Source organism: Escherichia sp. MOD1-EC5433 (genome assembly GCF_002966005.1).
Taxonomy (GTDB): Bacteria; Pseudomonadota; Gammaproteobacteria; order Enterobacterales; family Enterobacteriaceae; genus Escherichia; species Escherichia ruysiae.
This window is the reverse complement of the sequence record NZ_PTRL01000012.1, coordinates 52,258-73,369: the sequence shown is the minus strand read 5'-3', so window position 1 is coordinate 73,369 and position 21,112 is coordinate 52,258. Positions and strand designations below refer to the sequence as shown.

General features: G+C 51.2%; 22 protein-coding genes. 7 read left to right on the top strand and 15 right to left on the bottom strand.

Going from position 1 to position 21,112, the window contains the following annotated elements:
• Position 1 precedes the first annotated feature (1 nt).
• The 6 genes from tatA to udp all read right to left on the bottom strand — a co-directional run bounded on the left by tatA (position 2) and on the right by udp (position 5,788).
• The gene (gene tatA, locus C3D30_RS19635; RefSeq protein WP_001295260.1) at positions 2-271 is read right to left on the bottom strand and encodes a Sec-independent protein translocase subunit TatA; all 270 of its coding nucleotides are present in this window, start codon (positions 269-271) and stop codon (positions 2-4) included.
• Between the two features lie 78 nt (positions 272-349).
• Positions 350-1,990, bottom strand: coding sequence for a ubiquinone biosynthesis regulatory protein kinase UbiB (ubiB, locus tag C3D30_RS19630; protein WP_105287297.1), 1,641 nt, complete (start codon positions 1,988-1,990; stop codon positions 350-352).
• A complete protein-coding gene (ubiJ, locus tag C3D30_RS19625; RefSeq protein WP_105287296.1) occupies positions 1,990-2,595 on the bottom strand; it encodes a ubiquinone biosynthesis protein UbiJ in 606 nt (201 codons plus the stop codon). Before ubiJ ends, ubiB begins: the two co-directional genes overlap by 1 nt.
• Positions 2,596-2,608: 13 nt before the next feature.
• Entirely contained in the window at positions 2,609-3,364 is a 756-nt protein-coding gene (gene ubiE / locus C3D30_RS19620) for a bifunctional demethylmenaquinone methyltransferase/2-methoxy-6-polyprenyl-1,4-benzoquinol methylase UbiE (RefSeq protein ID WP_000227958.1), read from the bottom strand.
• 94 nt (positions 3,365-3,458) lie between these two features.
• Positions 3,459-4,886, bottom strand: coding sequence for a DNA recombination protein RmuC (gene rmuC, locus C3D30_RS19615; protein ID WP_105287295.1), 1,428 nt, complete (start codon positions 4,884-4,886; stop codon positions 3,459-3,461).
• Between the two features lie 140 nt (positions 4,887-5,026).
• On the bottom strand, positions 5,027-5,788 hold the full coding sequence (udp, locus tag C3D30_RS19610) for a uridine phosphorylase (RefSeq protein WP_000045177.1): 762 nt from the start codon (positions 5,786-5,788) through the stop codon (positions 5,027-5,029).
• A gap of 261 nt (positions 5,789-6,049) precedes the next feature.
• Between udp and C3D30_RS19605 the strand changes: the two genes are divergently transcribed.
• Positions 6,050-6,865: a dienelactone hydrolase family protein gene (locus C3D30_RS19605; protein WP_105287294.1), complete on the top strand. Its 816-nt coding sequence runs from the start codon at positions 6,050-6,052 to the stop codon at positions 6,863-6,865.
• 38 nt (positions 6,866-6,903) lie between these two features.
• On the opposite strand, the gene metE is transcribed toward C3D30_RS19605, so the two are convergent.
• On the bottom strand, positions 6,904-9,165 hold the full coding sequence (metE, locus tag C3D30_RS19600) for a 5-methyltetrahydropteroyltriglutamate--homocysteine S-methyltransferase (RefSeq protein ID WP_105287293.1): 2,262 nt from the start codon (positions 9,163-9,165) through the stop codon (positions 6,904-6,906).
• Between the two features lie 117 nt (positions 9,166-9,282).
• On the opposite strand from metE, the gene metR reads away from it, so the two are divergent.
• On the top strand, positions 9,283-10,236 hold the full coding sequence (gene metR, locus C3D30_RS19595; protein WP_016158868.1) for an HTH-type transcriptional regulator MetR: 954 nt from the start codon (positions 9,283-9,285) through the stop codon (positions 10,234-10,236).
• On the opposite strand, the gene bioP is transcribed toward metR, so the two are convergent.
• From bioP to pldB, 3 genes are all read right to left on the bottom strand, one after another.
• The gene (bioP, locus tag C3D30_RS19590) at positions 10,124-11,023 is read right to left on the bottom strand and encodes a biotin transporter (RefSeq protein ID WP_105285817.1); all 900 of its coding nucleotides are present in this window, start codon (positions 11,021-11,023) and stop codon (positions 10,124-10,126) included. The genes metR and bioP overlap by 113 nt on opposite strands.
• Before the next feature lie 75 nt (positions 11,024-11,098).
• A complete protein-coding gene (gene yigL, locus C3D30_RS19585; protein WP_000285345.1) occupies positions 11,099-11,899 on the bottom strand; it encodes a sugar/pyridoxal phosphate phosphatase YigL in 801 nt (266 codons plus the stop codon).
• Positions 11,900-11,906: 7 nt separating this feature from the next.
• Positions 11,907-12,929, bottom strand: a complete 1,023-nt coding sequence (gene pldB / locus C3D30_RS19580; protein WP_000487634.1) for a lysophospholipase L2 — start codon at positions 12,927-12,929, stop codon at positions 11,907-11,909.
• A gap of 110 nt (positions 12,930-13,039) precedes the next feature.
• On the opposite strand from pldB, the gene rhtB reads away from it, so the two are divergent.
• Positions 13,040-13,660, top strand: coding sequence for a homoserine/homoserine lactone efflux protein (gene rhtB, locus C3D30_RS19575; RefSeq protein ID WP_105287292.1), 621 nt, complete (start codon positions 13,040-13,042; stop codon positions 13,658-13,660).
• A gap of 61 nt (positions 13,661-13,721) precedes the next feature.
• Here the strand turns inward: rhtB and rhtC are convergent, their stop codons facing one another.
• The 3 genes from rhtC to pldA all read right to left on the bottom strand — a co-directional run bounded on the left by rhtC (position 13,722) and on the right by pldA (position 17,236).
• Positions 13,722-14,342 carry a threonine export protein RhtC gene (gene rhtC / locus C3D30_RS19570; RefSeq protein WP_000928829.1) on the bottom strand — a complete coding sequence of 207 codons (621 nt, stop codon included), beginning with the start codon at positions 14,340-14,342 and terminating at the stop codon, positions 13,722-13,724.
• Between the two features lie 63 nt (positions 14,343-14,405).
• Positions 14,406-16,235 (bottom strand): ATP-dependent DNA helicase RecQ, encoded by a 1,830-nt coding sequence (gene recQ, locus C3D30_RS19565; RefSeq protein ID WP_105287303.1) that lies wholly within the window; start codon positions 16,233-16,235, stop codon positions 14,406-14,408.
• A 131-nt stretch (positions 16,236-16,366) separates the two neighbouring features.
• On the bottom strand, positions 16,367-17,236 hold the full coding sequence (pldA, locus tag C3D30_RS19560) for a phospholipase A (RefSeq protein WP_001259596.1): 870 nt from the start codon (positions 17,234-17,236) through the stop codon (positions 16,367-16,369).
• A gap of 165 nt (positions 17,237-17,401) precedes the next feature.
• Between pldA and yigI the strand changes: the two genes are divergently transcribed.
• The 4 genes from yigI to C3D30_RS19540 all read left to right on the top strand — a co-directional run bounded on the left by yigI (position 17,402) and on the right by C3D30_RS19540 (position 19,827).
• On the top strand, positions 17,402-17,869 hold the full coding sequence (gene yigI / locus C3D30_RS19555; protein WP_001277144.1) for an acyl-CoA thioesterase YigI: 468 nt from the start codon (positions 17,402-17,404) through the stop codon (positions 17,867-17,869).
• Positions 17,870-18,067: 198 nt separating this feature from the next.
• Positions 18,068-18,958: an EamA family transporter RarD gene (gene rarD / locus C3D30_RS19550; RefSeq protein ID WP_105287291.1), complete on the top strand. Its 891-nt coding sequence runs from the start codon at positions 18,068-18,070 to the stop codon at positions 18,956-18,958.
• Between the two features lie 94 nt (positions 18,959-19,052).
• Positions 19,053-19,430 (top strand): hypothetical protein, encoded by a 378-nt coding sequence (locus tag C3D30_RS19545; RefSeq protein ID WP_238145714.1) that lies wholly within the window; start codon positions 19,053-19,055, stop codon positions 19,428-19,430.
• 16 nt (positions 19,431-19,446) lie between these two features.
• Positions 19,447-19,827: a DUF2628 domain-containing protein gene (locus C3D30_RS19540; protein WP_000033710.1), complete on the top strand. Its 381-nt coding sequence runs from the start codon at positions 19,447-19,449 to the stop codon at positions 19,825-19,827.
• A gap of 42 nt (positions 19,828-19,869) precedes the next feature.
• Here C3D30_RS19540 and corA read toward each other — a convergent pair whose 3' ends face one another.
• Positions 19,870-20,820 carry a magnesium/cobalt transporter CorA gene (gene corA, locus C3D30_RS19535; RefSeq protein ID WP_000947145.1) on the bottom strand — a complete coding sequence of 317 codons (951 nt, stop codon included), beginning with the start codon at positions 20,818-20,820 and terminating at the stop codon, positions 19,870-19,872.
• Positions 20,821-20,971: 151 nt separating this feature from the next.
• Entirely contained in the window at positions 20,972-21,028 is a 57-nt protein-coding gene (gene ysgD / locus C3D30_RS20690; RefSeq protein ID WP_212723238.1) for a YsgD/CorL family protein, read from the bottom strand.
• Positions 21,029-21,112: the final 84 nt, after the last annotated feature.

The following is a 21,112-nucleotide window of genomic DNA, read 5'->3' as shown; positions in this document are numbered from 1 at the left end:
ATTACACCTGCTCTTTATCGTGGCGCTTCGCGTCTTCTGTTTTAGCCTGTTCCTGATTCGTATCCGCCTGCTTATCGGCGATAGTTTTTGCAGTAAAATCAGCATCCTGACTGGTTTTATCCTGCTTTGGTTCATCATCGCTCATTGCTTTTTTAAAGCCTTTAATTGATGCACCAAGATCGGAACCGATGGAGCCGAGCTTTTTGGTGCCAAAAAGCAGTACAACGATGACGGCAATAATCAATAACTGCCAAATACTGATACCACCCATACATGTTCCTCTGTGGTAGATGATGATTAAACAAGGCCGCATTATACGTTACACGGCCCGCCTTGAGCGATGAAAAAATCAGCGTGTTTTGCGCCAACCGACAAACCAGGCGATCAGACCACCTGCCATTAACCAGCCGGGCATCAGCCCCCATTCCGGTCGGCTGACCAACAAGAATGTGCCGCTTAATACTAACGTCGCGCCAATTCCGAGAAAATAACGCGATTGTCCCTGACGTACATGATTTGCCTGAAGCTCGCGGGCAATCTTATCAACACTGTGCTGTAAATACTTGCCCTGGCGCAAACTGTCGTAAACCAGTTCAGGCAGTTCTGGCATTTTTTCGACCCAGAACGGCGCTTTTTCTTTAAATGCTCTCACCAGCGCAGGAATACCAACCTGATCTTTAATCCATGACTCGAGAAAAGGCTTCGCCGTTTTCCATAAATCGAGCTGCGGATAAAGCTGGCGTCCTACCCCTTCGATGTAGAGCAAGGTTTTCTGGAGTAACACCAGTTGCGGCTGTACTTCCATATTGAAACGACGCGCCGTATTAAACAGATTTAACAGCACATGTCCAAATGAAATTTCTGCCAGCGGTTTCTCAAAAATAGGTTCACAGACAGTACGAATGGCAAATTCGAACTCTTCAACGTTGGTATCTGGTGGCACCCAGCCAGAATCAACGTGCAGTTCCGCTACCTTGCGATAGTCACGGTTAAAGAAGGCGATAAAGTTTTCCGCCAGATAGCGTTTATCTTCTTTGTTTAGCGAGCCGACAATCCCACAATCAATACCGATATACTTCGGATTTTCCGGGTGTTCGAAGCTTACGAAGATGTTGCCAGGGTGCATATCGGCATGGAAAAAGCTGTCGCGAAAGACCTGAGTGAAGAACACCTGCACACCGCGTTCCGCCAACAATTTCATGTTGGTGCCGTTTTTCTCCAGCGTCGCGACATCCGAAACTGGAATGCCATAGATACGCTCCATCACCATCATCCCTTCACTGCAATAGTCAGGGTAAACTTCCGGGATGTAGAGCATCGGGCTATTTTCGAAATTACGCCGAAGCTGAATGGCGTTGGCAGATTCCCGCAGCAAATTCAGTTCATCAAGCAACGTCTTTTCGTACTCGCGCACCACTTCGGTTGGACGCAGACGGCGACCATCCGGTAGTAAACGCGGCACCCACCGGGCCAGACGATAGATGAGTTTCAGATCCGCTTTTATGACTGGCAAAATATCCGGGCGAATGACTTTAATCACCACCTCTTTGCCATTCGATTTCAACCGAGCAGTATGTACCTGTGCTACGGAAGCCGATGCCAGCGGCTTAATGTCAAAATCATCAAACCACGCTTCCACCGGCAGACCGCCCATCGCCGCTTCAATTTGTGCTTTCGCCAGTTCGCCGTCAAAAGGCGCGACTTTATCCTGCAAGAGCGCCAGTTGGTCAGCAATATGCGGCGGAAAAAGGTCACGGCGGGTCGATAGCATCTGTCCAAACTTGATCCATACCGGACCCAGTTCTTGCAGCGCCAGTCGCAGTCGTTCACCTAATGGTTTGTCTTTATGCAGATTCGGCATCCAGAATAATGAGTATCGCCATAACCGCAACGGCAAAGTGATACGCATTTTAGGGATCAGTTCATCAAGTCCGTAACTTAAAAAAGTGCGAATGATGAAATACAGGCGCCGTACTTCACCTGGCGTCATTAAACTGCCTCCAGTTTTTCCAGCCGTTTGGTTAGCTCATCGACGGCTCGCTCAACGGCGGATGTCTCTTCCGCAAACCAGGCCACTTCAAGCGGACCAGGCGCCATACGCCACTCTTCAGTAATGGCTTCCGCCACGTAGCGTTGCTGGCGTTGAATACCGTGATGCAGGAACTTCGCGCCACCACGCAGGGCTTTGCTAATGCCTTCGGCGGCGATATCACCCGTATAAGGTGCCAGCAGTTCCGCTGGGTCGAACTCCGCCAGATCTGCCAGCGCAACAAAGTTTTGCACCACCTGAATATCGCCCTGCACTTCCAGCTCACCGCTACGAATCAGTGCAGCAAGCTGCTGGCGATCGCGAAGTTTCGGCAACACGCTGGCATAAGCGATAACAGTGCAGTCAGCATCGCCTGCCCATTCTCCCAGTACATCGACCTGACGTTCGCTGAACACCAGAATCAACGATGTCGAAAAGCCTTTTACCTCCACGCGCAATACTTTACCCAGCAGACGCGAGCGGGCGGTTTTCAGCGCGGGTGAGCGATACAGGAAGGTGTTGAGCAGACTTTCGATTCCTGCCGTCACTAAAGGTTTAAAAGGCATTTCCGGTCTCCTGTCAGAACTTATAACCACGATGCAGCGCCACAACGCCAGCCGTCAGGTTGTAATAATCGACACTTTCGAATCCGGCATCTTGCATCATGGCTTTCAGAGTATCCTGATCGGGATGCATACGGATGGATTCAGCCAGATAACGGTAGCTGTCGGCGTCATTCGCGACCAGCGAGCCAATACGCGGCAGAACATGGAAGGAGTAAGCGTCATAAGCTTTGCTTAACGGCTCGATAATCGGTTTCGAGAACTCAAGCACCAGCAGGCGGCCGCCGGGTTTCAGCACGCGATACATTGAACGTAGTGCTTTATCTTTGTCGGTGACGTTACGCAGACCAAACGAAATGGTGATGCAATCAAAGGTGTTATCCGGGAACGGCAGCGCCTCGGCGTTCGCCTGAACATACTCAACGTTGCCAATCACACCGATATTACGCAGTTTCTCGCGCCCCATTTTGAGCATGGATTCATTGATATCGGCGAGGACCACCTTACCCGTTTCACCGACCAGGCGAGAGAATTTCGCTGTCAGATCGCCGGTGCCGCCAGCCAGATCCAGTACAGTCTGCCCACGGCGTACGCCGCTGCAATCGATCGTGAAACGCTTCCACAAACGATGAATACCAAATGACATCAAATCATTCATAACATCGTATTTCGATGCCACGGAATGGAAAACGTGGGCGACCATATCCGCTTTTTGCTCTTTCGCGACGGTCTGAAAACCAAAGTGCGTCGTTTCTTGTGACTTATCCACCATCTCAATGCCTGCTCATCAAAAAATTGTTCCAGAAGTGTAACAGATTGGGCGTCGATGCCCTAGATTTCTACCCGGCGTAACTACCCCCAATGGGCTAGCGCGACTGCTGATTATATTCATCATCGCGTTGATAAGCTTCATCATTCGGCTGCCCCGGAACCGACCGCAGTCGATACTCTTCATCCTGACTCACCGCCTGTTCAGCCAAATCCGGATTAATCTCGCGTTTAATTTCTACCCCTAAACCGCGAAACGCTTCTGCCTGCGCCAGCACATTTCCGCGACCTGAAGAGAGTTTTTTCATTGCCTGACGATAGTTATCCTGCGCTTTGTCCAGACTTTGACCTATCGCAGACATGTCATCGATGAACAAACGCATCTTGTCGTACAGCTTGCTGGCGCGATCGGCGATTTGCTGGGCGTTGCGACTTTGATGCTCATAACGCCAGAGATTGGCGATAGTACGCAACGCCACCAGCAGCGTGGTCGGGCTAACCAGCATGATATTGTTTTTCAACGCTTCTGTTATCAGCTCCGGCTGGCGATCAAGCGCCAGTAAAAACGCAGGCTCGACGGGGATAAACATCAGCACGTAATCCAGGGTTCTTAGCCCCGGCAGCTGTTGATAATCTTTACGTCCCAGCAAGCGGATGTGGTTACGCACCGACGCGATATGTTCCTGCAATGCACTTTCGCGGGTGTAGTCGTCTTCCGCGTTGAAGTAGCGTTCATAAGCGATCAGCGTCATTTTGGCGTCGATCACCACGTCTTTCCCCTGCGGTAGCCGCACGATGACATCCGGCTGCATCCGCGAGCGGGCGTCATTTTCGATACTCACCTGGGTTTCGTATTCATACCCTTCACGCAAGCCAGATGCCTCCAGTACTCGCGTTAATACCACTTCGCCCCAGTTGCCCTGGGTTTTATTGTCGCCTTTCAGCGCACGCGTCAGGTTGATTGCCTCCTGGGCCATTTGCGCGTTGAGCTGCTGGAGATTGCGAATTTCGTGGGTCAGGGTATGGCGTTCTTGTGCTTCTTTACCGAAGCTGTCCTGAACCTGACGGCGAAAACCGTCCAGTTGTTCACGCAGCGGCGACAACAGGCTGTTCAGGCTCTGACGGTTTTGCTCATCAACGCGGCGATTGCTGTGCTCGAAAATACGGTTGGCGAGGTTTTCAAACTGCTCGCTCAAACGCTGCTCGCTGTTAATCATCTGGCGAATTTTATCGTCAGCGTGTTGCTGTGCGGCCTCCATCCGCGTGGTCACTTCACGCAGATCAGCCTCCAGCGAGGTGTTAATACTTTGCAGGCTACGCACTTCGTTATTGAGTAATTCACACTCTGTGCGCCAGTGTTCACTTTGGGTAATTTGTTGTTTTGCCGCGCTTAACTCCGCGACCATCTCTTCACGTTCAGCTAATTGCTCGGCTTTTTGCTGCGCATGTTGATAACTGGCAAACAGCCAGCCGATGGCCACACTGACCAGCGCAATAATGGCATAAACAATGATTGAGAAATCCACAAAGCCTCCTGACGCAACAACTTACCCGCACAAAATAGAATTGTGCTGTACAAACGTCCAGTTGGAAAGGCATTTCCTGCGAGGCGCTACGCAAAAATACAAAAGGCCGAACGCGTCGGCCTTCAGACAGGAGAAGAGAATTACAACAGACGACGCGCCGCTTCCACCACGATTTTCACCGCATGGCTTTCGGTTTGTTTCATCGTCTCAGCATTCGGGATCTCTTGCTGGGTGCGGTTAACGATAACACCCGCGACCATACCGGCACGCAGGCCCTGACTTGCACACATGGTCAGCAGGGTTGCAGATTCCATTTCATAGTTCATCACGCCCATCGCCTGCCACTCTTCCATAGAACCTTTAAAGTGACGGACTACGCGACCAGAGTAAGTATCGTAACGTTCCTGACCTGGGTAGAAGGTATCAGAAGAAGCTGTCACGCCAACGTGCGTCGTCGCGCCAATAGATTTCGCAGCTTCAACCAGCGCAGTCGTACATTCGAAATCAGCGACAGCCGGGAACTCCAGCGGTGCGAAGTGCAGGCTCGCGCCATCCAGACGAACAGACGCCGTGGTAACCAGTACATCGCCAACATTAATATGCGGCTGAATAGCGCCAGTTGTACCGATACGCAGGAAGGTGCGAATGCCCAGCTGTGCCAGTTCTTCAACGGCAATAGAAGTAGACGGACCGCCGATACCGGTAGAGCAGACAATAACAGGTTTACCATCCAGCTCTGCACGCCAGGTGGTGAATTCGCGGTGAGATGCCAGCTTAACCGGCTTATCCATCAGCGCGGCGATCTTTTCCACACGATCCGGGTCGCCAGGGACGATGGCAAGCGTAGCCCCTTGTAAATCGTTTTTAGTGAGGCCGAGATGAAAAACATCAGACTTGGACATATACAACTCCTCTGTGAATCGGTTTAGTCAGAAGAAGCAAAAAGGTACTTTACCGAAGGGATTAAGATTTTTTCGTGATAATCATCACTATGATGCAAATGTGTTGCATACATTTACTCATCAAAAGTGACCTAAATCACATAATTTACTCTTAAGTCAGTAAGGCTGCTTAAAAGATGAGCCATTTGAGGCAATGTGAATTGTTGCACGCTGACTATAGTTAACATTGCGCAAAATTTTTATAAGGGTACGGAGAATACCATGACAACAACACAACACTCTGGATTTGCACCTGCTGCATCCCCCCTCGCCTCAACCATCGTTCAGACCCCGGACGATGCGATTGTGGCAGGGTTCACCTCTATCCCTTCACAAGGGGATAACATGCCTGCTTATCATGCCCGTCCAAAGCAGAGCGATGGCCCACTACCAGTGGTCATTGTAGTGCAGGAAATTTTTGGCGTGCATGAACATATCCGTGACATTTGTCGCCGTCTGGCGCTGGAGGGGTATCTGGCTATCGCACCAGAACTCTACTTCCGCGAAGGCGATCCTAATGATTTCGCCGATATTCCCACGTTGCTCAGCGGTCTGGTAGCAAAAGTGCCTGACTCACAGGTGCTGGCCGATCTCGATCATGTTGCCAGTTGGGCGTCCCGCAACGGCGGCGACGTCCATCGCTTAATGATTACCGGATTTTGCTGGGGCGGGCGTATCACCTGGCTATATGCCGCGCATAACCCGCAATTGAAAGCGGCGGTGGCGTGGTACGGCAAGCTGACAGGCGATAAGTCGCTGAACTCACCGAAACAACCTGTTGATATCGCAACCGATCTCAACGCGCCGGTTCTCGGCTTATATGGTGGTCAGGATAACAGCATTCCGCAGGAGAGCGTTGAAACCATGCGCCAGGCGCTGCGGGCTGCTAATGCGAAAGCAGAGATTATCGTGTACCCGGACGCCGGTCATGCGTTTAACGCCGATTATCGCCCGAGCTATCATGCTGAGTCCGCAAAAGACGGTTGGCAGCGTATGCTGGAATGGTTTAAGCAGTATGGTGGGAAGAAGTTGCTGTAATGAGAAAAGACCGGGTGGCATTGCCACCCGGTTTATGTTTACCCCCGACGCAAATTCTGCGCCGCCTGCACCATGTTCGCCAGTGCCGCGCGGGTTTCTGGCCAGCCGCGCGTTTTCAGGCCGCAGTCCGGGTTGACCCACAGGCGCTCTGCCGGAATGCGTTTTTCCGCTTTCTTCAGCAAGGCTTCAATCCATTCCACGCTCGGTACGTTTGGCGAGTGAATGTCATAGACGCCTGGACCGATTTCATTCGGATAATCAAACTCTTCGAATGACTCCAGCAACTCCATGTCGGAACGCGAGGTTTCGATAGTGATGACGTCAGCATCCAGTGCCGCAATCGAATCCATGATGTCGTTGAACTCGCAATAACACATGTGAGTGTGGATTTGTGTGTCATCTTTCGCCACGGCGGCGTTGATACGGAAAGCCTCCACGCCCCACTGGAGATAGGCGTCCCAGTCACTACGACGCAGCGGTAAACCTTCGCGCAGCGCCGGTTCATCAATCTGGATGATGCCAATTCCAGCGGCTTCCAGATCGGCCACTTCATCACGCAGCGCCAGCGCAATTTGTTTGGCGATGGTTTCACGGCTGACATCTTCGCGCGGGAACGACCAGCAGAGAATGGTTACCGGGCCAGTCAGCATCCCTTTCACCGGTTTGTCGGTCAGCGATTGCGCATACTTCGCCCACTCCACGGTAATCGGTGCCGGGCGGCTAACGTCACCAATGACAATCGGTGGCTTCACGCAGCGGGAACCGTAGCTCTGTACCCAACCGTTTTGCGTAAAGACAAAACCGTCGAGGTGCTCGCCAAAGTATTCCACCATGTCATTACGCTCAGCCTCGCCATGTACCAGCACATCCAGTCCCAAACGTTCCTGCTCAACAATGGCCTGCTTGATATGTTCCGCAATGCCCGTGCGGTAGTTGTTGGCGTCGAGATTACCCTTTTTGAAATCCAGACGCAGGGTACGAATTTCCGTGGTTTGCGGGAAAGAACCAATCGTGGTGGTCGGCCACGCTGGCAGTTTAAAACGCGCACGCTGGGCTTCGGCACGCACTTCATAGACATTCGCACGCTGACTGTCCTGGGCGGTGATCGCCGCCAGACGCTTTTCTACCGCCGGATTATGTACGCGGGTTGAGTGACGACGCGCCTGAATCGGGGCGCTCCACTCTGCCAGAGCTGCCGTGTCACCACTGTTCAGCGCATCGCGCAGCAGCGCCAGTTCATGGCATTTTTGCAGGGCGAAGGCAAACCAGCTTTTCACTTCTGCATCAAGACGCGTTTCCACGCTCAGGTCGATGGGGCTATGCAGCAGTGAGCAGGAAGATGCCACCCACAAATCACGTTTGCCGACAATGTCCTTAATTTGCGCATATTTCTCGGTAAGATCGGCGCGCCAGACGTTACGACCATTGATCAGACCCGCAGACAGCAACCAGTCAGAAGGCAGACGCTTGTGCAGTTCTGCTACGTCATCTTTACCATGCACGAAGTCGACATGCAGACCCTGAACAGGCAGCACAGTAATCGTGTCGAGATTTGGCGTTACGCCTTCAAAATAGGTAGTCAGCAGCAGTTTCACCTGCCCCTGTAGAGCATCGTAAGCAGGTTTATACGCGTCCAACCACGCCTGCGGCAGTTCCAGCACCAGCGCCGGTTCGTCAATCTGTACCCACTCAATACCGCGTTTTGCCAGTTCTGCCAGCACTTGCTGATAAACCGGCAGAATGTCGTTCAGCAGGCTCAGGCGGTCAAACTGTTCACCTTTCACCTTACCCAGCCACAGCCAGGTAACCGGCCCCAGAAGCACAGGTTTCACCTTGTGACCCAGCGCCAGCGCCTCGTCCACTTCATCCAGCAGCTGCGTCCAGGTCAGTTTGAACTGTTGGCCTTTAACGAATTCCGGCACCATGTAGTGATAGTTGGTGTTAAACCATTTGGTCATTTCCGCCGCCGCCGCAGGTTCACCTGTTGGCGCACGACCGCGACCAATACGGAACAGGGTGTCGATATCCACCGAACCGTCTTTATTCTGATGACGCGCCGGAACGTTACCCAGCAGCAGGCTGGTGGTCAGAACATGATCGTACCAGGCAAAGTCACCTACCGGCAGCAGGTCAATACCCGCCTGCTTTTGCTGATCCCAGTGACGAGCACGCAATTCACGCCCTACTGCCAGTAATTCTTCACGCGTGGAGTTCCCCGCCCAATAACTTTCTTGCGCTTTTTTCAGCTCGCGACGCAGGCCAACGCGAGGGAAACCGAGGGTGTGATTAAGAATTGTCATTATATGCCCCTTATGGAATTTTTAGTATTTAGCCGTCCAGATGTTTACACATCCATAATTGGCGGTTACTGTATATTCCTCAAGCGCAAATTATTCATGCCGAAGTGAAGGACTTTCATGATCGAAGTAAAACACCTGAAAACGCTACAAGCGTTGCGGAATTGCGGCTCGCTCGCAGCCGCTGCGGCGACGTTGCATCAGACGCAATCCGCCCTGTCTCACCAGTTTAGCGATCTGGAACAACGCCTTGGCTTCCGGCTATTTGTGCGTAAAAGCCAGCCGCTACGTTTTACGCCGCAGGGAGAAATCCTGTTGCAACTGGCAAACCAGGTGCTGCCGCAAATCAGCCAGGCACTGCAAGCCTGCAATGAACCGCAGCAGACGCGCCTGCGCATTGCCATTGAGTGCCATAGCTGTATTCAGTGGCTGACGCCCGCGTTAGAAAATTTCCATAAGAACTGGCCGCAGGTAGAGATGGATTTTAAATCGGGCGTGACGTTTGACCCGCAGCCCGCGTTGCAGCAGGGCGAGCTGGATCTGGTGATGACCTCCGATATTCTGCCGCGCAGTGGCCTGCATTATTCGCCGATGTTCGATTATGAAGTACGCCTGGTGTTAGCACCTGACCATCCACTGGCCGCGAAAACACGAATCACGCCGGAAGATCTCGCCAGCGAAACGCTGCTGATTTATCCGGTACAGCGTAGCCGACTGGACGTCTGGCGGCATTTTCTGCAGCCCGCAGGCGTTAGCCCGTCGCTGAAAAGCGTCGATAACACTTTATTGTTGATTCAGATGGTTGCCGCGCGGATGGGTATTGCCGCTCTACCACATTGGGTCGTGGAGAGTTTTGAGCGCCAGGGTCTGGTTGTGACCAAAACCCTGGGCGAGGGATTATGGAGCCGACTGTACGCCGCCGTGCGCGACGGCGAGCAGCGTCAGCCAGTGACAGAAGCGTTTATTCGCTCGGCGCGCAATCACGCCTGCGATCATCTGCCGTTTGTAAAGAGCGCGGAGCGACCCACTTCCGATGCACCCACAGTGAGGACAGGATCACCAGCGCGCCTGTAATAAATGTTGGCCAGTGCGGCTGTTGGTGCCAGATAGCCAGGTTAACCAGTAATCCTGCCGGAACGTGCATATTGTTCATAATGCCCAGCGTTCCGGCGTCCACCTGAGTCGCGCCGTAGTTCCACATAAAATAACCAATCCCGGAAGCCACCACGCCAAGAAACACCAGAATGCCCCATTGCAGCGTGGTTTGCGGCATTTTCTGCGTATTGCCCAGCAAGAACCATGCAATCGCCGCCACCAGGAACGCGCCAAGATAGAACCACGCAAAGGCGTTATGCTGCGGCATCGGGCGAGTTTCCATCAGGCGTTTGTAACCCACCATGCCGATGGCAAAAGTGATATTGGAGAGTTGCACCAGCAGCAAGCCGGTCCAGAAGTGATCGGTGACCTGATCGTAGCGAATAATTCCGGCACCAATCACTGCCAGCAAGGCGCTAAAAGCGTAGCCCCAGCGCAGACGGCGCTTGCTCATGATGTCATAAATCAGCGTGATGTAGAGCGGCGTCAGGACGGTAAATAACAGCAGTTCAGAGACTGTCAGGTAGAGATAGGCACGGAAACTCAGCATATACATAATGCCAAGCTGCATCGCGCCCACCAGCATATACAGGCCAATGGTTTTCAGGCTATTGCCACGGGTACGCAGGAACGGCAGGAAAACGAGCGCCGCCAGCCCAACGCGTACCAGCACCGAAAAATAGCTGTCGACGTGCCCCGCAAGGTACTCGCCATAAAAGCTAAAGGAGAAGGCCCACAGAATCGTGGTGATGATAAGTAGCGCCACAATGGAAAACTCTTTGATTAACGAGTATCCATTGTAGCGAAGTATCAGGTTGACAACTGACCAAATAAAGAACGATTACGATAAATAGAGCTTACGCAGATAATGCGGCACCGCGTCGTCGGCGTTAGTTCCAATCACTTCCAGTTCCGGATGCAGATCTTTCAGGCGCTGGTGCGCGCTGCCCATAATGCAGCCTTTCCCCGCCATCGACAGCATTTCGGCGTCGTTCATTCCATCGCCAAAGGCAATGCAATCTTGCAGGCTGTAGCCCAGCTTCTTCGCTACCGCTTCCAGCGCATGGCCTTTCGAAACGCCACCCGCCATCACTTCAAGACAAGTTAAGGTAGAGAAACTGACGTTGACGCGATCGCCCCAGCGAGCGTTGATAGCCTGCTCCAGCGGCAACAGTGTTTCATGAGACTCACTGGTGAAGAACACTTTGCTGACGCCTTCCGGCTCCAGCAATCCTGGCTCATACAGCGCATATTTGAACACCGCTTCTTTAAAAAAGCGCATCTCTTCCGGACGATGGCGATTCATAAACCATTCATCATCACGATAAACGTTAGTAATGATGTCCGGGTTGTCGTTGACTACACCAAACAGGTCGCTGGCAATGTCATGATCCAGGTTATGCGCGAAAATCAGATTACCATCCAGATCGTGCACGCGCGCGCCATTGGAGGTAATCATGTAAGACTTAATCTCCAGATTATCGCGAATTTGCCCCACGTCGACGTGGTGGCGACCCGTCGCAAACACAAAGTTGATGCCACGCGCGGTGAGCAGTTTCAGGGTTTCTTTGGCGTAAGGGGATAATGTATGGTCGGGAGAAAGTAACGTACCATCTAAATCAGACGCAACAACCTGATACATAAGAAATTTAAACCTCTATAGAGCGATTTCCGCTGGGTGAGTTATGCCGGTTGAAAAATTCAACGATGGCGTGGAGCGCGACTGAGCGCATTGCGTCCTTTTCAAAAAGGATCTCATGGTACGCACCTTTAATTACCAGCGGCCGCCCCCCTTCTACAGGATGGCCCGCTGCGGCGCGGAGTTCACAAAAACGGTCGTGCATACGGTTATCTACCACGCGTTCCTCTTCAGCCTGCAAGAGAAGCGTTGGCGTGGCGTCATCACCCGCACCGGCTAACACCTGTTCGCCAGCCAGAATACTTTCGCGTACCCAATGGTAGGTCGGCCCACCGACGCGAATCGTTGGGTCATCAGCATAGAAACGCAAATTACGTCGATATCGCTGTCTGCTGTGGGTCAGAACATTGATGGTAAACGGCAGCGCGCGCCAGCGCCCGGTGCCAATCGCATAGCCATCACGAAAACGTGGGTGCGCTTCTGCCCAGTTAAGGATCTGCCGCGCCATAAATGATGGCATACGAATCACAATCCCAAACATTGGCGCAGTTAGCGCAATGGCATCGCATACGCCGGGGTGACGTTGCAGAAACAGCGTGGAGATTGCACCGCCCATCGAGTGCGCCAGTATATAGCGTTTACGCCACGGACCTGGCTGGACCTCTTGTTGCCAGAACGCCGCCAGATCATCAACATAATCATTAAAGCGATTAACATGCCCGAGATGCGGATCGGCTAACAGTCGACCGGAACGCCCCTGACCGCGATGGTCGATGATTAACACATCAAACCCCAGATGGAACAGGTCGTAGGCCAGCTCCGCATACTTTACATAGCTCTCAATACGCCCCGGACAAATGACGACTACCCGATCATGTTGCGGAGCGCGAAAGCGGACAAAACGCACCGGAATGTCATCCACGCCGATAAACTCTGCTTCGTCCCGCTGACGCCAGAAGTCGGTCAGTGGCCCCATCGTAAAAGCAGCAAACGCTTTTTCTCTTGTTTCCCAGTCTTTTTGCTGCTGAAACATCGGGTAATCTGCCTCTTAAACCACGTAAAATCGTTTTTTTAAGCGTGCCTGACACAACGCTGCGACAGTAGCGTATTGTGGCACAAAAATAGACTATCCGGGAGATTCCCATGACCTTTGAATGGTGGTTCGCCTACTTACTAACATCGATCATTTTAAGCCTCTCGCCAGGCTCTGGCGCAATCAACACCATGACCACTTCGCTCAACCACGGTTATCGCGGCGCGGTAGCGTCTATTGCAGGGCTTCAGACCGGACTGGCGATTCATATTGTGCTGGTTGGCGTGGGTTTGGGAACGCTATTTTCCCGCTCGGTTATTGCTTTTGAAGTGTTGAAGTGGGCAGGCGCGGCTTACCTGATTTGGCTGGGAATCCAGCAGTGGCGCGCCGCTGGTGCAATTGATCTTAAATCGCTGGCTCCTACCCAATCGCGCCGCCACCTGTTCCAGCGGTCAGTGTTTGTGAATCTTACTAATCCCAAAAGTATTGTGTTTCTGGCTGCGCTATTTCCGCAATTTATCATGCCGCAGCAACCGCAACTGATTCAGTATATCGTGCTCGGCGTCACCACTATTGTGGTCGATATTATTGTGATGATCGGTTACGCCACCCTCGCCCAACGGATCGCACTCTGGATTAAAGGGCCGAAGCAGATGAAGGCGCTGAATAAGATTTTCGGCTCGCTGTTTATGCTGGTGGGGGCGCTGTTGGCATCGGCAAGACATGCGTGAAAAATAATGTCGGATGCGGCGTAAACGCCTTATCCGACCTACTCTGATGATGCGTCTGGCATCAACGCGAAATAATCAAATGAATGCCAAATCCGGCAAATAACGCTCCGGCAAAACCGTCGATCCACTTCGCCAGACGTTGATAACCCCGGCGCATTTGCGGTAGCGCAAACAGGCTGGCAACAACGGTAAACCACGCCAGCGTTTCGACAATAATCAGCGCGAAAATGCCCCAGCGTTCGGTGGTGCCGACGTTATCGCCGACAAACAGTGAGAACACCGAACCAAAGTAGATAATCGCTTTCGGATTCGCGAGATTGGTCAGTAAGCCTTTCAAGAAACTGCGCCCGCTTTTCGCCAGCTCGACTTGTGGCGCAGGCGCAGAAACAGCCTCTTTTTTCAGCGCACCGCGCAGCATCTGGTAACCCATCCAGCAAAGATACAGGCCTCCGCCAACCATAATCAGCGTATGTAGCCAGGCCATTTTTTCGATAATCAAATGTAGGCCAAGCAGCGCGATTCCTGCCCAGACCATGACGCCGCAGGTTATGCCCAGCACGCCCATCATCGCTTCTTTACGCGAACGGCTAACGGCAGTTTGAGAGACAAAAAAGAAATCGGGACCGGGGCTCATAAGCGCCACGATGTGCACCATGGCAACGGTGAGAAATAACATCAACATACATTTGACTCGCGGGGAAAACGTTTACGGAATGTTCATCCTGGCACTTTTTTGTGCCGCTGACTACTCTTCGTCGTCGCCGTCGACATGAGCGCGAATCAGCGTCATAAACGGTTTACCAAAGCGTTCCAGCTTGCGCATCCCGACACCGTTTACACTCAACATTTCGCTGGCGGTGATCGGCATCTGTTCAGCCATCTCAATCAAGGTAGCGTCGTTAAACACCACATACGGCGGGACATTGCTTTCATCGGCAATAGATTTACGCAATTTGCGTAATTTGGCGAACAGTTTACGATCGTAATTGCCGCCGAAGGATTTCTGCATCGCTTTCGGTTTGAGTGCCACAATACGCGGCACGGCGAGTTGCAAAGAGGATTCGCCACGCAGCACCGGACGCGCGGCCTCTGTCAGTTGTAGCGCAGAATGCTGGGCGATATTTTGCGTCACCAGACCGAGGTGAATCAGTTGGCGGATCACGCTCACCCAGTGCTCATGACTTTTATCACGCCCCATGCCGTAGACTTTCAGTTTGTCATGACCATAGTCGCGGATACGCTGATTATTAGCACCACGGATCACTTCCACCACATAGCCCATACCAAACCGCTGATTCACACGACCAATGGTAGAAAGCGCAATCTGCGCATCGTTTGAACCATCGTATTGTTTCGGCGGATCAAGGCAGATATCGCAGTTCCCACACGGTTCCTGACGCCCTTCGCCAAAATAGTTGAGCAGCACCAGACGACGACAAGTTTGCGCTTCGGCAAACGCCCCCATCGCATTGAGTTTATGGCGCTCGATATCCTGTAGCTGCCCCTGCGGCTTCTCTTCCAGACAGCGGCGCAACCACGCCATATCTGCCGGATCGTAAAACAGCATTGCTTCCGCAGGTAGGCCATCACGCCCGGCGCGACCTGTTTCCTGATAGTAGGATTCAATATTGCGCGGAATATCAAAATGCACCACGAAGCGGACGTTAGGTTTGTTGATGCCCATACCGAACGCCACGGTCGCCACCACAATTTGCAGGTCATCGCGCTGAAATTTTTCCTGCACGTCGGCGCGGACATCGTTTTCCAGCCCTGCGTGATACGCAGCTGCGCTAATACCCTTGCTTTGCAGGCGCGCAGCGGTATCTTCTACCTTCGCACGACTATTACAGTAAATAATCCCCGACTTACCGCGTTGTTCCTGCACGTAACGCATCAGTTGATCGAGCGGTTTGAACTTCTCCATCAACATATAGCGAATATTCGGGCGGTCAAAACTACTGATTTGAATCAGCGGATCGTTAAGCCCCAGCAGGCGCACGATATCCTGGCGGGTGGTGTCATCGGCTGTAGCGGTTAGCGCCATAAACGGCAGCGTCGGGAAACGCTGGCGTAACTGACCGAGCGCAGCATATTCCGGGCGGAAATCGTGCCCCCATTGGGAAATACAATGCGCTTCATCAACGGCTAATAAGACAGGATTCCAGTGCGCCAGGTGTTCAAGGAAGTTATCCAGCATCAGGCGTTCCGGCGCGATATACAGCAGGCGAATTTGCCCGGTGCGGCAGCCTGTCATCACTTCAAGCTGCTGCTCTCGGTTTTGCGTCGAGTTAAGGCACGCCGCCGCTACACCGTTGGCTTGCAGTTGATCCACCTGGTCTTTCATCAAGGAAATCAGTGGTGAAACAACGACAGTAAGACCGTTCAATAACAACGCAGGGATTTGATAGCACAGGGATTTTCCGCCGCCAGTTGGCATGACGACGAGGCAATCGCGACCGGAAAGTACGGTGTCGATAATTTCTTCCTGGCCGGGGCGAAACTGTTGGTAGCCAAAGGTTTCTTGTAAAACCTGCTTAGCTCCGGACTCCAGATTCAACACTTCCGCCTGCGCCACATTCACCCCGATTGCCTGAAATAAAAACAGGCGCTATTTTCAGCGCCTGCGCGAGAAACTGCAATGCTTTTAGTCTCTGGCAGGATAATCCTGGATGCTGGATTCCAGGTTTGCCTTTCAATCAACTCGCATTAGAACAGGTCGTTTAGCATAACCCCCACACCGACGCGGGTCTGGTTAAAGTTATAGTCGATGAGCGATTCGCCGTAACCGCTGTAAACCTGAGTATAAAGACGCACATGTTTGGTGATCGGGTAACTTAAGCCTAACTCCGCACCACCGTAACCGGTATTCCAGTTGTACTGTCCTTTCGCACTCAACACCGCATCACCGAGGTGATAGCCGATTTTAAGCTGGTAGTAACCCATATATTTGGTGATATCCGGGTTATCGTCAGTATTACCCACCACATACCACGGTTTGACTTCCACCAGCCAGTTGCCGTTTTCTGCCATCAGGCGGGTGTAGATACGGTTCCAGCTACGGGACGTCGGGTCGGAACGCCCGTTAGAGTCATGATTGTACCCCAGCTCCACATCGCGCAGTGTCCAGCCAGCAAAGCGGTAATCGGTAGCAAAACCGAGGAACAGTTGCGGTTCATAGTTAGTTTCACGAAACGGCGATGACTCTTCGCTATTAGAAAGCTGCCACCAGGATTTTTGGGTGTAAGATGCACCCAGAACAGAGTTTGCCCCCAAAATCCCACGCCAAAGCGGAAACGCCAGACTTAACTGGAACTTCACTTCATCCTTACGCGCGTTTTCTGCCCAATCGTAACTCGCAATCGCTTCTTTATTCAGATCGCTGGTCTGGGTATAGATGATGTAGTTGGTGTCATAAGGATAAAGGGTGAAAGGATTATCATGTTCCTGCAACATATTGGCGATGATGCTGCCACGTACTGCAGGCGCATCATGCACATCTTTCACCGTTGCTTCTTGTGCATTTGCCACTATCGGCAGCATACACACTGGCAACAAGCAGCCCAGTAGAGTCCGCATCGATCGTGTTCTCCGTAACGAATTATTGATTAGATGAATATTTTTTCTGCGGGCTATTTTACATACTTAACTCAATTGCCGTTAGTTATCCCTTCCTAAAGTAGAAACCAACAACAAAGAAGCATAAAATCAACATTTCGTTAACCAACGAAGTGTAAGGATGATATGTCTGCTGTACTGACCGCTGAACAAGCCCTGAAATTAGTGGGTGAAATGTTTGTCTATCACATGCCGTTTAACCGGGCATTGGGGATGGAACTGGAGCGTTACGAAAAAGAATTTGCGCAGCTGGCTTTTAATAATCAGCCAATGATGGTCGGTAACTGGGCGCAAAGTATTTTGCACGGCGGGGTGATTGCGTCGGCGCTGGATGTCGCCGCTGGTCTGGTATGTGTAGGCAGCACTTTAACGCGTCACGAAACCATTAATGAAGATGAACTACGCCAGCGACTATCGCGGATGGGCACCATTGATCTTCGCGTCGATTATCTGCGTCCAGGCAGGGGTGAGCGTTTTACAGCCACCAGTAGCCTGTTACGTGCGGGTAATAAAGTCGCCGTCGCCCGTGTCGAACTGCACAATGAAGAACAGCTTTATATTGCCAGTGCTACCGCCACCTATATGGTAGGTTGAAAATCTAAAAGCAGGTAAACTGCTGAAACTGATGACAAACGCAAATTGCCTGATGCGCTACGCTTATTAGGCCTACCAGAGAAATGCAATGTATTGAATTTGCATTCTTTTGTAGGTTGGGTAAGGCATGAACAAAGCGCACTTTGTCAGCCATCTGAGCAGGTAAACTGTAATTAACAACAAAAAATGAGTTTTCCAATGGATACAAAACAAACGCGGCAGGGCGTATTACTCGCTCTTGCCGCTTATTTTATTTGGGGTATTGCACCTGCGTACTTCAAACTGATTTATTACGTACCTGCTGATGAGATCCTGACGCATCGTGTAATCTGGTCGTTTTTCTTTATGGTGGTGTTGATGAGCATCAGCCGCCAGTGGTCCTATTTAAAAACCCTGATTCAGACGCCGAAGAAAATATTTATGCTGGCAGTCTCTGCTGTGCTAATTGGTGGCAACTGGTTACTGTTTATCTGGGCAGTGAACAATCACCATATGCTGGAGGCCAGTCTTGGATACTTTATTAATCCACTGGTGAATATATTACTGGGGATGATTTTCCTCGGCGAGCGATTCCGCCGGATGCAATGGCTGGCAGTGATTCTGGCGATTTGTGGTGTGCTGGTCCAGCTCTGGACCTTTGGTTCGCTGCCAATCATCGCACTGGGACTGGCATTTAGTTTTGCCTTCTACGGCCTGGTACGCAAGAAGATTGCGGTTGAAGCTCAAACAGGCATGTTAATCGAAACCATGTGGCTGCTACCCGTGGCGGCGATTTACCTGTTTGCTATTGCTGATAGTTCTACCAGCCATATGGGGAAAAACCCAATGTCGCTGAATTTACTGCTGATCGCCGCTGGTGTTGTCACCACTGTACCGCTGTTGTGTTTTACCGCCGCCGCCACGCGCCTGCGTCTCTCAACGTTAGGCTTTTTCCAGTACATTGGCCCGACGCTGATGTTCCTGCTGGCCATGACGTTTTATGGTGAAACACCGGGTGCCGATAAGATGGTGACTTTCGCCTTTATTTGGGTGGCGCTGGCAATTTTTGTGATGGATGCGATTTATACGCAGCGTAGAACGTCCAAATAAAAAATAAATATATTCTGAAAAAATGTGCCTGCTCTTGCATGAGAGTGGGCATATTGCCATGCTGGCAGGAGAATCACACAGGGATGTAAAATCAATGTTACGTATATTTATACCTACATCTAAAGGCAGAATTTCCAGACGCCGTTATTTGTTTTCATTTATTTTAACAAATTTAGTTTGTGTCTTACTTATTGCTTTTTCTGGCGAGGCCGGATCAGGATTTTTTGTTATAATATCTACCATTCTTCTCCATTATCTCGTCATCAATATGAATTGCCAACGACTCCGTGATAGTGGTTTCACGTATATAAAAACGTATATTTTTTGCACATTAGCTGTCTATACCATCTCTATCATCACCATGATTGCCGAACATTTTGATTGTTCAGGCAATGGTTCAATGATTTTCTTAATTTGCTATTTTACCACTTTCAGTATGCTAATACTTGCACCTACTGATTCATCAAAATAATAGTTACGGAGTATTTATGAGTAAGGGATATATGAACGATGGTTCATTAAGTGAAAAATGGAAATACCGATTTAATTTTTATGACCAATATGGTTTTCCTGGATTCTGGGGGGCAACACCAGAATATAAAACAGCATTTAAAGCATTAAAAATAAGGCAACGATTAACTATTCAAATGAATTTCATTGCTTTTTTCTTCTCCTGGATATATTTATTTGTCCTGGGATTATGGAAAAAAGCAATTATAGTTCTATTACTTGGCATTCTCTCACTATTGATTGGTGCATTAATTGGCGTTAATGTACTGGGATTCGCTGTAGCAGGCTATGTTGCTGTTAGCACAAATAAATGGTTCTATGAAAAAGAAGTAAAGGGTATTGATACCTGGAGCCTCTAAATAACAGGTGGCTTAGCCAGGCTAAGCCACCGCTCTCGTTTTTTACAACCAGTTCTTCCGCTTAAAGTACAGATACGGTGCCAGACCCGCGAGAATCATAAAGATAATCGCGCCTGGGTAGCCGAAACTCCACTTCAGTTCTGGCATAAACTCAAAGTTCATCCCGTAGCTGGAAGCGACCAGTGTTGGCGGCAGGAACACGACGGATACCACCGAGAAGATTTTGATGATGCGGTTCTGCTCGATGTTGATAAAGCCCATCGCCGCCTGCATCAGGAAGTTTACCTTCTGGAACAGGGATTCGTTATGCGGCAGCAGGGATTCGATATCTCGCAGGATTTCACGCGCCTGCTCCAGTTGCCCGCCAGGTAAACGCGCCTTGCGTACCAGGAAGTTGAGCGCGCGCTGGGTATCCATCAGACACAGACGAACTTTCCAGCCGATATCTTCCAGTTCCGCCAGTGTGGAGAGCGCCTCGTCGTACTCATCGCCCTGATGCCCCTCCATAATTACCCGGCTCAACTGCTCCAGATCGCTGTAGATGTTTTCAATTTCATCCGCCAGCTGTTCGATTTTGGTTTCGAACAGATCCAGCAGCAGCTCGTAGGCGTTACCGTCAACCATTGACTGACTACGGGCGCGCATACGATACAGACGGAATGCAGGCAGCTCGCGCTCACGCAGAGTAAACAGGCGACCATCACGGATGGTAAATGCCACAGTGGAGTTACCGGCGTGATCTTCCGCATCTTCAAAGAAGAAGAAGGAGTGAATATGCAGGCCATCATCGTCTTCAAAGAAACGCGCCGATGCTTCGATGTCTTCCAGTTCCGGGCGGGTTGCCAGGCTCTGGCCAAGTTCAGATTGTACGCGCAGTCGCTCGTCGTCATCCGGTTCGACAAGATCAATCCATACTGCATCTACAAGGGGTTGTGACTCTTCGACTTCCAGCCGGGTCAGTCGGTTATTTTCCAGTTGAAATGCGCTCAGCATGACCGGGACTCCCAATGCTTAAAATATCGGACAGTTCGGTGGGCACACAGAAACAAATTGGGTTTCAGACCATTAAACAGCCTGACTCAGCGCGACGGGAAAAATTGAGGTCGCTGACAACCGCTAAGGCTATCAGCAAAAGGGGATAGCCTTAGGAGTTGATCCTGGATGACAGGATAATGAGCCAGTATCTACTGGGTGTGTCCAAGGCGAATGTCCTCTTAGAGTGATCGTGCGCGCATGTTACGCCAGCAAAATTTTGCCGTCAACACGCAACGGAACACCACAGAAC

Excerpts from the sequence above, each read along its gene's own strand:
- C3D30_RS19545 (WP_238145714.1), top strand. The coding sequence starts at position 19,053 with ATGTTACGTATATTTATACCTACATCTAAAGGCAGAATTTCCAGACGC.
- rarD (WP_105287291.1), top strand. The coding sequence starts at position 18,068 with ATGGATACAAAACAAACGCGGCAGGGCGTATTACTCGCTCTTGCCGCT.
- pldB (WP_000487634.1), bottom strand. The coding sequence starts at position 12,929 with ATGTTTCAGCAGCAAAAAGACTGGGAAACAAGAGAAAAAGCGTTTGCT.
- pldA (WP_001259596.1), bottom strand. The coding sequence starts at position 17,236 with ATGCGGACTCTACTGGGCTGCTTGTTGCCAGTGTGTATGCTGCCGATA.
- yigL (WP_000285345.1), bottom strand. The coding sequence starts at position 11,899 with ATGTATCAGGTTGTTGCGTCTGATTTAGATGGTACGTTACTTTCTCCC.
- udp (WP_000045177.1), bottom strand. The coding sequence starts at position 5,788 with ATGTCCAAGTCTGATGTTTTTCATCTCGGCCTCACTAAAAACGATTTA.
- rhtB (WP_105287292.1), top strand. The coding sequence starts at position 13,040 with ATGACCTTTGAATGGTGGTTCGCCTACTTACTAACATCGATCATTTTA.
- yigI (WP_001277144.1), top strand. The coding sequence starts at position 17,402 with ATGTCTGCTGTACTGACCGCTGAACAAGCCCTGAAATTAGTGGGTGAA.
- ubiJ (WP_105287296.1), bottom strand. The coding sequence starts at position 2,595 with ATGCCTTTTAAACCTTTAGTGACGGCAGGAATCGAAAGTCTGCTCAAC.
- metE (WP_105287293.1), bottom strand. The coding sequence starts at position 9,165 with ATGACAATTCTTAATCACACCCTCGGTTTCCCTCGCGTTGGCCTGCGT.
- C3D30_RS19540 (WP_000033710.1), top strand. The coding sequence starts at position 19,447 with ATGAGTAAGGGATATATGAACGATGGTTCATTAAGTGAAAAATGGAAA.
- C3D30_RS19605 (WP_105287294.1), top strand. The coding sequence starts at position 6,050 with ATGACAACAACACAACACTCTGGATTTGCACCTGCTGCATCCCCCCTC.
- rhtC (WP_000928829.1), bottom strand. The coding sequence starts at position 14,342 with ATGTTGATGTTATTTCTCACCGTTGCCATGGTGCACATCGTGGCGCTT.
- ubiE (WP_000227958.1), bottom strand. The coding sequence starts at position 3,364 with ATGGTGGATAAGTCACAAGAAACGACGCACTTTGGTTTTCAGACCGTC.
- corA (WP_000947145.1), bottom strand. The coding sequence starts at position 20,820 with ATGCTGAGCGCATTTCAACTGGAAAATAACCGACTGACCCGGCTGGAA.
- ubiB (WP_105287297.1), bottom strand. The coding sequence starts at position 1,990 with ATGACGCCAGGTGAAGTACGGCGCCTGTATTTCATCATTCGCACTTTT.
- tatA (WP_001295260.1), bottom strand. The coding sequence starts at position 271 with ATGGGTGGTATCAGTATTTGGCAGTTATTGATTATTGCCGTCATCGTT.
- metR (WP_016158868.1), top strand. The coding sequence starts at position 9,283 with ATGATCGAAGTAAAACACCTGAAAACGCTACAAGCGTTGCGGAATTGC.